Raw genomic sequence first — 13956 nt, forward strand, 5'->3', positions numbered from 1 at the left:
TCCTAACGTCAAAACAATTTTGCGCTATTTAGGGATTCCTGAGAACATCTACATCAGAGGTGCATCATAATTTAAAAGTTCTGAATTAAATTATGAAAAAGTTATGATGTATTCAGCGGAATATGAGTTTATTAAAAAATTCCTTTTGGTTTTGCCTTAAAAAAAGATACGCAAAAACATTTATCATTTGCGCATCTGTCAAATCCTAATTTTTAAAAGAGCACTTCTTTCACTCAATTTGTTCTTCCTCTTCGGTACCTTGGGCTACCTTAGCAATGGATACAATATTGGTATCCTGTCCCACCTTCATCAAAGTAACCCCTTGGGTAATCCTACCCATTCTTGATATTTGCTTGACTTCCAATCGAATAATGACGCCATCAGTGCTGATCAGCATAATCTCATCTTCATCATTTACAACCTTTGCTCCTACCAACATGCCAGTCTTGTTTGTTTTATTATAAGTGATAATCCCTTTTCCGCCCCTTGATTGCACCCTATATTCCTCTAGGGATGTACGCTTTCCAAAACCATGCTCACTCACCACTAGCAAATCTTTGCCCTCTCCTACCAGATCCATGGCTACAACATAATCATCTTCTGATAAATGCATGGCCTTCACACCCATAGCTGATCTGCCCATATCCCTCACATCATTTTCATTAAATCGGATAGACATCCCCTGTCTTGTCACCATGATGACTTCCTGTTGTCCATCGGTTAATTTTACACTGATCAATTCATCATCTTCCCTTAGATTCATAGCCATAATCCCAGCTTTTCTGGATGTATCAAACTGGGACAACTCTGTTTTTTTAATAATTCCCATCTTTGTGGCCAAAACAAGAAACTTGTTGTTCTCAAACTCCCGAATCGGAATGACAGCCGTTATTTTTTCGTTTGGCTGAAGCTGCAGAAGATTTACAATGGCCGTACCCTTGGCCTGCCGTTTTGCTTCCGGAATTTCATAAGCCTTCAGTCGATAAGCCCTGCCCATATTGGTAAAGAATAAAATATAATTATGGGTAGAAGCAATAAACAGATGTTCTACAAAATCTTCTTCCCTTGTGGTGTGGGCTGTCACTCCCTTGCCGCCTCTCTTCTGAATCTTATAGGTATTTGCCGGCAACCTCTTTACATACCCGAAATGGGTCAGGGTAATGGCTACTTCCTCATCATCAATCAAGTCTTCTATTTCAATTTCGTCTGCTGCTGCGGTAATGGCAGTTTTTCTCTCATCTCCGTAGGCCTCTTTAATTTCCGCCAACTCTTCTTTAATGATATTCAAAAGCAATCTTTCATTGGCCAAAATTTCCTTGTATTGGCTAATGAGCTGGATCAATTCTTCATACTCTGCATCAATTTTTTCCCTTTCCAATCCTGTAAGTCTTTGCAGACGCATATCCAGAATAGCCTGTGCTTGCTTTTCTGACAAATGAAATTGCTCCATCAATCCAGCTTTGGCCTCCTGCACATTTGCAGAGCTCCGAATCAGCTGAATTACTGCATCAATGTGATCCAAGGCAATCTTTAAGCCTTCTAAAATGTGGGCCCGGTCCTCAGCCTTTGCCAGGTCATATTTTGTTCTTCGCGTCACCACATCTTTTTGATGCTCCAAATAATGGTGAATCATATCATATAAATTTAAAATTTTTGGTTCTCCATTGACAAGGGCAATCATAATAACACTAAAGGTATCTTGCATTTGAGTATGCTTATAAAGCTTATTCAATATTACATTTGGATTGGCATCCCGCTTTAATTCAATCACGATGCGCATCCCGCTCCGATCGCTCTCATCTCTTAAATCCGCTATGCCTTCTATCTTCTTATCTCTTACCAGCTCGGCAATCTTTTCTATAAGCTTTGCCTTGTTTACCTGATAAGGGATTTCACTGACAATAATTTGGGTTTTCCCTTTGGCTGCTTGTTCAATTTCCACATTGGCCCTTACCGTAATCCTTCCCTGTCCTGTTCGATAGGCTTCCTTGATGCCCTCCACACCCATAATAGTGGCTCCCGTAGGAAAATCAGGACCCTTTACGATTTTGATCAAATCTTCAACAGTGGTTTCCTCATCATCTATCATCTTGATGGTAGCATCAATCACCTCTGACAAATTATGGGGAGGAATGGATGTAGCCATCCCCACGGCAATACCATTAGAGCCGTTCACCAATAAGTTTGGAAACCTGCTGGGAAGTACCGCAGGCTCCTTTAATGTTTCATCAAAGTTAGGTACAAAATCTACCGTTTCCTTTCCGATGTCCCTCAATAGCTCTATGGCAAGCTTTGAAAGTCTAGCCTCCGTATATCGCATGGCAGCAGCACCATCACCATCAATGGAGCCAAAGTTTCCATGACCGTCTACCAATAGATATCTTGTTGAAAAATCCTGAGCCATTCTTACCATGGCATCATATACAGAACTGTCTCCATGGGGATGATATTTACCTAGTACATCCCCAACAATACGGGCAGATTTTCTGTGGGGTTTGTCCGGCGTTAATCCCAATTCATTCATAGCATACAAAATTCTCCTGTGAACAGGCTTCAAACCATCCCGCACATCAGGCAGAGCACGGCCTACAATAACGCTCATGGCATAATCAATATAGGATTTTTTCATTTCTTCCTCTATATCCACTTGCAAAATTTTACTTTTATCCTCTAGCATCCTTTTTCCCCCTTACTACACATCTAGGTTGCTTACATACTTCGCATTTTCTTCAATAAAATCCCTACGGGGTTTTACCTTATCCCCCATAAGTGTAGTAAAAATTTCATCTGCTGCTACGGCATCATCAATGGTTACCTGAATCAACGTTCTCTTGGTGGGATCCATCGTTGTTTCCCATAGCTGTTCCGGATTCATCTCCCCAAGACCTTTGTATCGTTGAATATTGATATTGCTTCTGCCAATCTGATGGAGAAGTTGATCTAATTCTTTATCGGAGTAAACATAGTATTCCTCCTTTACTTTTTTCACCTTATAAAGGGGCGGTTGTGCAATATATATATGTCCATATTCAATCAAAGGCTTCATGTATCGGTAGAAAAACGTCAGCAGCAAAGTTCTGATATGGGCCCCGTCTACATCGGCATCGGTCATGATGACAATTTTGTGATATCTTAATTTTTCTATGTCAAAATCATCATCAATCCCACAGCCGAAGGCCGTAATCATTGCCCGAATTTCATTATAGTTCAGTATTTTGTCCAATCTAGCCTTTTCAACATTTAAGATCTTACCCCTCAAAGGAAGAATTGCTTGGGTTCTGCGATCCCTTCCCTGTTTTGCAGATCCTCCCGCAGAATCACCCTCTACCAAAAATATTTCACTGAGTTTTGGATCCCTTTCGGAACAATCGGCCAATTTTCCAGGAAGAGCCATATGATCCAGGGCACCCTTTCTTCTTGTCAATTCTCTGGCCTTTCTGGCAGCTTCCCTAGCACGGGCTGCCCGAATAGATTTTTCCACAATGATTTTGGCTTCAACAGGGTTCTCTTCCAGAAATGCCGTCAATGCATCGGCAGAAATGGCCTCCACGATACTTCTCATCTCGCTGTTTCCCAGCTTTGTTTTTGTCTGGCCTTCAAACTGAGGTTCTGTTAACTTGACAGAAATAATGGCTGTTAAACCTTCCCGAATATCTTCGCCCATAAGGTTTTCTTCTTTTTCTTTTAAAAGGTTATTTTTTCTTGCATAGTCATTGACTACCCTCGTCAAAGCCGTTTTAAATCCGATTAAATGGGTTCCCCCTTCTTGGGTATTGATATTATTGGCAAAGGAAAAAATATTCTCCGTATAGGTATCCGTATACTGCATGGCAATTTCCACATGCGAAAGATCCCTATTCCCTTCAAAATAGATAATAGATTCATGGATAATATCCTTATTTTTATTGAGATGCTTTACAAATTCCTTAATACCGCCTTCATAATAGAAAGTTACATCCTTAGGATTTTCCGGCCTCTTATCAATTAAGCGAATGCGGATTCCTTTATTTAAAAAAGCCATTTCCCTTAAACGATGTTCCAAGGTATCAAATTTGAATACGATTTCTTCAAATATTTCTCTATCCGGCAAAAAGGTTGTTTTCGAACCGGTCTCATTGGTTTCTCCAATGATTTCCAGATCCGTTACCGTATGACCTCTTTCATATCGCTGCCTGTAGATTTTACCATCCCTGTTGACTTCTACTTCCATCCATTCAGATAATGCATTTACGACAGATGCACCAACACCATGGAGTCCTCCCGATACCTTATATCCGCCACCACCAAATTTTCCTCCGGCATGGAGCACCGTATGAATTACTTCTATTGCAGGTTTTCCCATCTTAGGATGAATGTCCACGGGCATACCCCTGCCGTCATCCTTTACGGTAATTGCATTATTTTCGTGAATCACAACTTCTATGTTTTTACAGTATCCCGCCAAAGCTTCATCAATACTGTTATCTACAATTTCATACACCAAATGATGCAATCCTTTAGGGCCTGTAGACCCTATATACATTCCCGGCCTCTTTCTTACAGGTTCTAATCCTTCCAGTACTTGTATCTGTTCGGCTCCATATTCTTGATTTACTTTTTCAACCATTTTTTTACCCCCCTACAATCAAATATACTGCAAATAAACCGTTCATATTTCATATAAAAAAGCAGCAAAGCTGCTTTTGCTAAATTCTCTCTTTCATAAACCTTAAAGATGCAGAGTATCAATAAAATTGGCTCTTTTTTGAAGAGTGACGGAAGAGATAGGTGAGTAATAGATAATCATTTGTGTTTTTTTCGAAGGTTTTTTCCCTTTTTTTTCCCTCTTCTCAGTGATAACACAAGTTTTTGGTTCTTCCTCTGAGATCCTATGCACAAATCCCTCTGCTTCTACATTTTTGAAAAATTCTTTACTGTCCTTAGATTTTAAAGCCGTAGAAATATCTATAATCGATACAATATCGCCAATGGGAATGACTACATCTCCACCCAGATGAAGAAACATAAAATCTCCTCCTTAAAAAAATTCTCCACCTTATATTATAACCTTTTTAAACCTTATATAAAAGTTTTTTCGCCCATCTCCTTGGAGAATAAGACCTTTGACCCGTTTTTCCACATATTTTTATGATATATTTTCATTTTTCTTTTTCACTGATGCCTTTTCAATATAAAAAATATTTTCTTCTCCTAAACGGATTGAATCCAACAAACTCATATCCGTAGTGGTAATAAAAGTTTGTATGTCTCTTAAGCTCTTGATTAAAAACATTTGTCTTTTCATATCCAGTTCAGACATGACGTCATCCAAAAGCAATACTGGATATTCTCCGGTCTCAGCCTTTACCAACTCAATTTCAGCCAATTTTAAAGACAAAGCTGAGGTTCTTTGCTGTCCTTGGGAGCCAAAAACTCTTATATCAATGCCATTTACATAAAAGACAAGATCATCTCGGTGAGGCCCTATGGTCGTTGTTCCTCGACAGATATCCACCTCCAGCATTTTTTTTAATTCTCTATGGAAAGATTGTGAAATTCTTTCTTCTTCTGCTATATCTTTCACACTGGCAATATATTTTATCTCCAGGTTTTCCTTGCTATCGGTAATTTTTCTATGGAGCAGCCTGCTTAATGTGTTCAGACGATGAATAAATTTTAATCTTTCTAATATTAAAATTGTTCCTAATTCCACCAGCTTTTCATCCCATACGTCAAGGGTTGCTATATATTTTCTATCATGATGTATTTTCTTTAAAAGATTATTTCTCTGCATTAGCACATGATTGTATTGTCCCAGACAGTGGCAGTAGCGGGGCCTAATGTTGGATATTTCCATATCCATAAAACGTCTTCTCTCCACAGGTCCTTCCTTTACTAACTTCAAGTCCTCTGGTGAAAAAACCACCACGTGAATATTGTTTAACAAATCTGTATTCTTTGTTAATGTTATGCCATTTACTTTTATTTGTTTTTTCTTATTTTCCTCTAGCTTTAATTCTACCGATACACTGGTGTATCTCTTTTCACCCTCCACGAGAATATACGCCTTATCTTTATCCATTTTGATTAATTCCCTATCTCTGTTGGTTCTAAAAGATTTTCCTGTACTGGTCAAATAAATAGCTTCCAATATATTGGTTTTTCCTTGGGCATTATCTCCAATAAATACATTGATTTTCGGGTGGAAAATTAAATCCAACTGTTGATAATTTCTAAAATTAATCAACTTTAATTTTTTTAAATACACACTGAGCACCCCTTGACATTGCCAATATCACATTGTTTCATTTCTTTTACTGTATCTCCTTCATAATTTATTCGATGACTTTTATTCTTTTTCCTTGAAGTTCTACATCATCCCCTGGTTTTATTTTTTTTCCTCTTTGGTACTCCGTAATACCGTTTACTTTTACCAATCCTTCTTGAATCAAGATTTTTGCATGTCCTCCCGACTGCACATAATTGGCCAACTTCAGCAGTTGACTTAATTTAATGTATTCTCCTTCAATTTTAATTTCTTTATACATATGGGCTCTCTCCTCAAAGTTTATTTTATCTCTATCTTGATATATTTTCTTTTTATTTATTCCAGTGTATCTATTATATAGAACAAATCCCTGCTGTTAAAGATAAATAAAAATATTTTGTTCAAAAGACAAAGAGCCCTTTATATGATCCAGCTATAAAGGACTCATCGCTTCTTAGCCTGCTAATCTGACAGGTAGTACAAGGTATGTATAATTATTGGTGTCCGTGGGTTTTACAATGCAGGGACTTACATTGGTTGTAAAATTCAAATATATTTCTTCACTGTCTAAAATTTTTAAAGCATCTAAAAAATATTTTGAGTTGAAACCTATATCAATGTCGTCCCCTTCCAGTTCAATCCTAAGGTTTTCGAAAACCCTTCCGATCTCGGCGTTAGAAGTAATAGTCATGAATTCATCCTTTATAGAAAACTTGATGAGGTTATTTTTTCCTTCCCTTGCCAAAAGAGAAGCCCTTTCTATACTATCTAAGAGATCCTTTGTTTTTACTTTTACCCTCGATTTAAATTCCTTTGGAATAATCTGCCGATAGTTAATAAATTCACCTTCCAAAAGCCTAGAAATGATTTTTGTGCTTGCCGTTTGGAACAAAACATGCTTATCTGTAAAGGATATTTCAACTTTGCCATCTTCTCCTTCTGAAAGAATGCGATAAATCTCATTTAATGTCTTTCCGGGAACTACGGCCCTATTGCTGTAAGAAGTCTTTATATTTCCCTGCCGGAGGGACAGACGATACCCATCTAAGGCCACCATATTGATGACGCCTTCTTGCATTTCCATTAATACCCCTGTCAATATGGGTCTCGTTTCATCCAGAGCCGTCGCAAAAACCGTTTGTCGAATCATATTTTTCAGTAAATCTTGAGGAATTTCATAGGCATGATCCTCTTCTACCAAAGGCAATTCAGGGAATTCAATGGCCGGTTGCCCAACCAATGTAAATTCTGAATTTTCACATCGAATCGTCATGTTGTTTAAAGCATCTACCTCTATTTCCACATCTGCTTCAGGAAGTTTTCGTATAATATCCCCAAGAAGTCGTGAAGAAATTACAACGGCACCTTGAGAAAGCACTTCTGCGTTGATATGATGTTCTACTCCGATTTCTAGATCTGTGCCTACCAATTTTAGTGTTTGTCCACATGTTTCAAAGAGTATACCTTTTAGAATCGGCAAAGTTGTTTTCATGGAGACAGCTTTTTGAACAATATTTATACTGGATGCCAGATTTTTTTGACTGCATCTGAGTTTCATCTGTGGATAACCTCCTTGTCTGAGAAAGGTATAAATAAATATAAGTTTTTAGTAGTAATAGTAGTAGGGCTTGTGAAATTGTGGATAAGTATTTTGCATCAAGAAAAATACCTATTTTGTGTATGTTCAAAAGTTGTGTATAAAACAGTGTAACTTATCCACATATACAAAAACCAAAACAGGATTGCTTTTTATTCACATATTATGAAGAATTTAATCACATAAGGCTGTGCATTATTTGCTCTTGATATCCTTAATCATATCTTCTATTTTTGCTTTTAAATCCATATCGCCTTCAATATCCTGGCTGATTTTTTCATGGGCATGGATAACTGTTGTATGATCGCGACCTCCAAACTCATCACCGATTTTAGGAAGGGACAGGTCTGTCAGTTCTCGACACAGGTACATGGCAATCTGCCTTGGATAGGCGATAGACCTTGTTCTTCGCTTGGAGTTAAAATCATCCATTTTTAACCCGCAATGCTCTGCCACCACTTCTTTAATCAAGGATACAGTAATTTGTTTCGGCTTGCTGGATGAAATAATGTCTTTTAAAGCTTCACTGGCCAATTCTACCGTAACTTCGTTATTGGTTAAGGAAGAGTAGGCTACAATTCGAATCAACGCACCTTCTAGTTCACGAATGTTTGCCTGTATCTTTTTTGCAATGTAAAGCATGACCTCATTGGGCACATCGATATTTTCCACTTCTGCTTTTTTGCGAAGAATGGCAATCCTTGTTTCTAAATCAGGGGGCTGAATGTCTGTAATAAGGCCCCATTCAAAACGGGAGCGAAGCCGGTCTTCTAAAGTGGGTATTTCTTTGGGTGGCCGGTCACTGGAAATAATAATTTGCTTGTTGGCTTCATGGAGGGCATTAAAAGTATGGAAAAATTCCTCTTGTGTTCTTTCTTTGCCAGCAATGAATTGAATATCATCTACCAATAGAACATCTACATTCCGGTATTTATTTCGAAACTCTACATTCTTGTCATCCCTGATGGAGTTGATCAGCTCATTGGTAAATTTCTCAGAAGAAACATATACGACCTTGGCATTTGGATTTTGCCCTAATATATAATGACCAATAGCGTGCATTAAATGGGTTTTTCCTAAACCTACGCCTCCATAGATAAACAGGGGATTATAGGCTTTTGCCGGAGCTTCTGCCACGGCTAGAGAGGCGGCGTGGGCAAAACGATTGCTGTTCCCGATAACAAAGGTGTCAAACACATACTTTGGATTTAGATTCAAGGTATCGAAGGTGTCAGAAGAATTGATATTATGTTGGTTTGTCTGTTGCGTAGCCTTGATGTATTTTTCACTTCCGGGCACAATAAAGTCTAGTTGGTATTCTTGAGAAGTGATTTGTTTAATGGCATTCATAATAAGATTTGCGTACCTGCCTTCTAAAATCCCCTTTGAAAAATCGTTCATGACACCAAGAAGGATGGTATTCCCATGAATAGCTATTGGTTCTATGGGTTTTAGCCAAGTGTTGTAGCTCACTTCTGTCAACTCTGTTTTGATCAAATTGAGAGCTTTTTGCCATATATCAGGCAGATTCATACTCATATAGCAGCCTCCTATCAATACAATATGAAATAAAAATAATCCCATAGAAGAGAACTAGAAGATGAAGCAAGTCTAAATATTTTTATGGTGGATAAAAAAATTTTATAGAACATGAAATACAACCTATTCACAGGATATCCACAAAAATTGTTGATATTTATGAGATTTTTAAAATTTTGTTGAATAATTTTTAGCAACTAGGAAATGAATAATCTTGTGGATAATTTATAGGGTAAAAAACTATTTTTTAACCAAAAAAAAACTTGTACACAATACGTAGATAAAAATATATTTGTTTTTCACAGGGGCAGAATAAGAAAATCACAATAAAAAAAGCTAAAAGATATAAGTTATACACAAATTTATCCACAGATTGTGTATAAAACTGAATATGTTGATATGGCTTTCCACATATCAACAACTTGTCTTAATCATATCAAATTAAAAAGAGGATTTCAATCAAAAACACAAAAATTATCCACAGGAAAATGGAGTGGGGATATATTTATCCACAAAAACAAAGAAAAAATAAGTTTCTTGACAGATTGTATTTGTGAAGTTATAATTATTTAGTAAATGCTCATTTTTAGATGCGATATCAATATCATAAAGGATATAAAGTAGGTAGTTGTTGAAGGGGGTGTTTTTCGTGAAGATGACATATCAGCCAAAGAAAAGACAAAGAAAAAAAGAGCATGGTTTTAGAAAGAGAATGAAAACAAAGTCTGGAAGAAATGTTTTAAAAAGACGTAGACAAAAAGGCAGAAAAAGATTGACTGCTTAAGGGCCGCATAAAAGTGGCCTTTTTCTATAAATATGTAGGAATTTTTCAAAGGAAGGCAAAAAAACATGGATCATACGCTACGATTGAAAAAGAATATGGAATTTAAAAAGGTTTATGATAAGGGTACATCTACAGCAAACCGATTACTGGTCCTTTTTGTCATGAAAAACGGAGAAGATTATAACAGGGTAGGATTTTCTGTAAGCAAAAAGGTTGGAAAGAGTGTTGTACGGAACCGTGTTAAAAGACTGATGAAGGAAAGTTTTCGAGCCGTTGGTCCTACAGCTTTAAAGGGTTATGATCTGGTTTTTATCGCGAGAATCAATATAAAAGAAGCGACCTATGCAGAAGTAGAAAAGGCCATGGTGCATCTTTTAAAAAAATCAAAATTATTGAAATAGGTGAAATTATTGAAGGAATTATTGGTGTGGATGGTGAAAATATATAGAAGATATATATCGCCTTTGAAAAGGCCTTCTTGCAGATTCTATCCTACTTGTTCTCAATATGCACTAGAGGCCTTAGGAAAATATGGAGCTCTCCGTGGAACACTATTGATCCTCAAAAGAATTGTAAAATGCCATCCATTTCATCCTGGAGGGTATGATCCTTTAAAGTAGAAATGATAGGGGGTAAAAGATTTGATCGCAAAACCTTTAGGAATGCTTTTGAATTTCTTATATAGTCTGATAGGAAATTATGGAATTACTATTATTGCATTTACAGTGGTCGTAAAACTAGTATTGTTGCCTTTGACAATACAGCAGTTGAAATCAACCAAACAAATGGCAGAGCTGCAACCAAAGCTGAAAGCTTTGCAGGAAAAGTATAAAAATGATAAGGAAACCTTGAATATAAAAACAGTAGAGCTGTATAAGGAGTATAAGGTAAATCCCTTAGGAGGGTGTTTGCCCCTGATCATTCAGTTGCCCATTATATTTGGTCTTTTTGCTGTATTGAGAGAGCCGACAAAATATATCAGTGATCCTCACTTTGTACAGGCTGTCAATGAAGCTTTTTTATGGATACCCAATTTGAGCAAACCTGATCCGATTATACTACCTGTTCTGGCAGGTATTACAACTTATTTTTCAATGAATACTGCAAGTACTGGAGCAGCACAAAATCAAAGCATGAAAACCATGAACATGGTATTTCCTGTGATGATTCTTTGGTGGGGGAGAAGTTTCCCTGCAGGATTAACCTTGTATTGGGTAGTAAGCAATATATTCCAGTGGGTGCAGCAATATCTTATGCCTAAGGCTGGAACAGCAGGAACACCTAAGGAGGAGTCAAATTAATATGAGGTTTACGGAAAAAACGGCAAAAACAGTAGAGGAAGCTGTAAAAAGTGCCCTGGCTGAATTAAAGGTTACAGAGGACAAGGTAGAGATTGAGGTTTTAGAAGCTCCAAGCAAGGGCATATTTGGAATTATCGGGACCAGACAGGCTAGGGTAAGGGTTAAGGTAATTGACAATCCCCAAGAGACGGCGGTATCTTTTTTGAAGGATGTTTTGAAAACCATGGGACTAGAGGCTCAATACAAAACAAAGATCAAGGGAGATACACTGTACGTAGATCTATTTGGGAAGGATATGGGGATTTTGATTGGCAGAAGGGGACAGACATTAGATTCTCTTCAGTATCTGGTAAGTTTGGTGGTAAATAAGGAACGGGAGCAATATCTGAGAGTTGTATTGGATACGGAGGATTATCGAAGAAAAAGAGAACAGACTTTGATCAGGCTTGCCAACAGACTCGCACAAAAAGTAAAAAATTCTAAGAGAGATATTGTTTTAGAGCCTATGAATCCTTATGAGAGAAGGATTATTCATTCTGCTTTGCAGAATCATCCTTATGTAGAAACAAAAAGCCAGGGAGAAGAGCCCTATCGCAAGGTCATTATTACTGCAAAGTAAAGATGTTGGAAGATGCAATAAGATTGAGAAAAAAGAGGGAAGAGAAGGAAGTAGCAAAACCCAGTAGCCATACTGGGTTCAGTCTGTAGAAAAAGTAACGGGATAAGTAGGAACCCTTGAGATTTAGGCTTCGTCGCGAATCAGCAAGCCGCTTTTTTCCTTATTTTTTTATTTAGAAAAGCGGCGCAGGTCTGAGCAGGAAGCCAAATCTCAAGGGTTTGTCCACAAGCTAAACCCAGTAGCCATACTGGGTTTTGTTTATGACAAGACATAGGAAATCATGTTTTGGGATGGTTTGAGAAATAATTGGTATAATATAATTATTATGGGTTCTTATGCAGGAGAAAGATGTTTTTTAGATAAGAGGTGAGAAAATGCTTGATGATACAATTGCGGCCATTGCCACTGCTCCCGGAGAAGCAGGGATTGGAATTGTCCGACTTAGTGGTCCCATGTCCATAGCTATCTTAGATCAAATTTTTGTTCCTAGCAAGGGAAAAAGTATTAAAGATTTTCCCAGCAGAAGATTTACCCATGGGTATATTGTGGATCCCTATACAAAAAACAGAATAGATGAAGTATTGGTTGTTTACATGAAGGGGCCCTATACATATACTGCTGAAGATGTGGCAGAAATTGACTGTCATGGAGGCATTGTGCCTGTTCGTAAAATTTTGGAAATTGTCCTAAGGATGGGGGCTAGGATCGCAGAGCCGGGAGAATTTACGAAAAGGGCCTTTTTAAACGGAAGGATTGATCTAGCCCAAGCGGAAGCTGTTATGGATGTAATCAGTGCCAAAACAGAGAAAGGTTTTGATATTGCTTTAGGACAATTGGAAGGCACCCTGTCAAGGGAAGTGAAAAGAATTCGAAATGATATCCTGGAAATGATTGCACATATTACAGTAAATATCGATTTTCCCGATGAGGATATTGAACAAATTACATATGAAAAGTTGGAAAAACAAGGGGAAAAGATTATGAAGGAGATAGAGGATTTATTGTCAACGGCCCATACAGGGAAAATTATGCGAGAAGGACTAAAGACCGTTATCGTGGGAAAACCGAATGTAGGAAAATCCTCTCTCTTAAATGCACTACTGAAGGAGGCAAGGGCCATTGTTACGGAGATTCCTGGTACTACACGGGATGTGATTGAGGAATATGTAAACATTCAAGGAATTCCATTAAATATTGTGGATACGGCAGGAATAAGGGAAACGGAGGATCTTGTAGAAAAGATTGGCGTTGAAAAGAGCAAAGAATTTTTTAACAAGGCAGATTTGATTATTTTTGTGCTAAATGCCTCAGAACCTTTCACAGAGGAGGATTTGCAGATCATTGAACTGGTAAAGGATAGGGATGCCATTATTTTATTGAATAAAACGGATTTGCCCATGGTATTGGATGAAGAGGACTTGAGGAAAATGCTTCCCGGAAAAAAAATCATTAAAATTTCCATATTGGAAAACATAGGACTCCAGGAACTGGAAGAAACAATTGTGCAAATGGTTTATGGCGGAGAAGTAAAGCATAAACACTACTCTCTGGTGACCAACGTGCGCCATCAAAATGCCTTGGAACGGGCAAAAAAGAATATGGAGGATGCCATCAAGGCCATTCAAAGAAATATGCCCTTGGATTTTGTAGAAGTGGATGTAAAAAATTGTTGGGAAAATCTAGGTGAAATTACAGGGGATACGGTGGATGAGGATATTATAGATCGGATTTTTGCAAATTTCTGTTTAGGAAAATAATTTATAGGCAGTTAGAAGCTTACATTTGGCAAGATTGACATAAAGGGATGCAAAGGATTTCCATCATAATCTACTGGTATTTCTACGATATTACGAATAAAGGAGGATGGAT

Annotated in this window: 13 protein-coding genes; 6 read left to right on the forward strand and 7 right to left on the reverse strand. The window is 37.6% G+C overall.

The window, feature by feature from the left end; all coding sequences use genetic code 11:
* Nucleotides 1-229: 229 nt before the first annotated feature.
* The 7 genes from gyrA to dnaA form a co-directional block, all read right to left on the reverse strand.
* Nucleotides 230-2677 carry a DNA gyrase subunit A gene (gene gyrA / locus AN619_RS13775; protein ID WP_068557849.1) on the reverse strand — a complete coding sequence of 816 codons (2448 nt, stop codon included), beginning with the start codon at nucleotides 2675-2677 and terminating at the stop codon, nucleotides 230-232.
* A gap of 15 nt (nucleotides 2678-2692) precedes the next feature.
* The gene (gyrB, locus tag AN619_RS13780; protein WP_068557850.1) at nucleotides 2693-4606 is read right to left on the reverse strand and encodes a DNA topoisomerase (ATP-hydrolyzing) subunit B; all 1914 of its coding nucleotides are present in this window, start codon (nucleotides 4604-4606) and stop codon (nucleotides 2693-2695) included.
* Between the two features lie 102 nt (nucleotides 4607-4708).
* The gene (gene remB, locus AN619_RS13785; RefSeq protein WP_068557851.1) at nucleotides 4709-5005 is read right to left on the reverse strand and encodes an extracellular matrix regulator RemB; all 297 of its coding nucleotides are present in this window, start codon (nucleotides 5003-5005) and stop codon (nucleotides 4709-4711) included.
* Between the two features lie 120 nt (nucleotides 5006-5125).
* Nucleotides 5126-6247, reverse strand: coding sequence for a DNA replication/repair protein RecF (recF, locus tag AN619_RS13790; RefSeq protein WP_068557852.1), 1122 nt, complete (start codon nucleotides 6245-6247; stop codon nucleotides 5126-5128).
* Nucleotides 6248-6314: 67 nt separating this feature from the next.
* Entirely contained in the window at nucleotides 6315-6527 is a 213-nt protein-coding gene (locus AN619_RS13795; RefSeq protein ID WP_068557853.1) for an RNA-binding S4 domain-containing protein, read from the reverse strand.
* 174 nt (nucleotides 6528-6701) lie between these two features.
* On the reverse strand, nucleotides 6702-7805 hold the full coding sequence (gene dnaN, locus AN619_RS13800; RefSeq protein ID WP_068557854.1) for a DNA polymerase III subunit beta: 1104 nt from the start codon (nucleotides 7803-7805) through the stop codon (nucleotides 6702-6704).
* Nucleotides 7806-8039: 234 nt separating this feature from the next.
* Entirely contained in the window at nucleotides 8040-9377 is a 1338-nt protein-coding gene (gene dnaA / locus AN619_RS13805) for a chromosomal replication initiator protein DnaA (protein ID WP_334292205.1), read from the reverse strand.
* Between the two features lie 655 nt (nucleotides 9378-10032).
* Between dnaA and rpmH the strand changes: the two genes are divergently transcribed.
* From rpmH to mnmE, 6 genes are all read left to right on the forward strand, one after another.
* Nucleotides 10033-10167, forward strand: a complete 135-nt coding sequence (gene rpmH, locus AN619_RS13810) for a 50S ribosomal protein L34 (protein ID WP_068557856.1) — start codon at nucleotides 10033-10035, stop codon at nucleotides 10165-10167.
* Nucleotides 10168-10232: 65 nt separating this feature from the next.
* Entirely contained in the window at nucleotides 10233-10568 is a 336-nt protein-coding gene (rnpA, locus tag AN619_RS13815; RefSeq protein WP_068557857.1) for a ribonuclease P protein component, read from the forward strand.
* Nucleotides 10569-10577: 9 nt separating this feature from the next.
* Nucleotides 10578-10787 (forward strand): membrane protein insertion efficiency factor YidD, encoded by a 210-nt coding sequence (gene yidD / locus AN619_RS13820; RefSeq protein WP_083525151.1) that lies wholly within the window; start codon nucleotides 10578-10580, stop codon nucleotides 10785-10787.
* A 21-nt stretch (nucleotides 10788-10808) separates the two neighbouring features.
* On the forward strand, nucleotides 10809-11468 hold the full coding sequence (locus AN619_RS13825; protein ID WP_242867411.1) for a YidC/Oxa1 family membrane protein insertase: 660 nt from the start codon (nucleotides 10809-10811) through the stop codon (nucleotides 11466-11468).
* 1 nt (nucleotide 11469) lies between these two features.
* Complete coding sequence (gene jag / locus AN619_RS13830; RefSeq protein WP_068557858.1) at nucleotides 11470-12087, forward strand: RNA-binding cell elongation regulator Jag/EloR; 618 nt, start codon at nucleotides 11470-11472, stop codon at nucleotides 12085-12087.
* A gap of 374 nt (nucleotides 12088-12461) precedes the next feature.
* Entirely contained in the window at nucleotides 12462-13844 is a 1383-nt protein-coding gene (mnmE, locus tag AN619_RS13835) for a tRNA uridine-5-carboxymethylaminomethyl(34) synthesis GTPase MnmE (protein WP_068557859.1), read from the forward strand.
* The last annotated feature ends 112 nt before the right edge of the window (nucleotides 13845-13956 follow it).

Origin of the sequence: Thermotalea metallivorans (genome assembly GCF_001562415.1) — a bacterium.
Taxonomy (GTDB): domain Bacteria; phylum Bacillota; class Clostridia; order Peptostreptococcales; family Thermotaleaceae; genus Thermotalea; species Thermotalea metallivorans.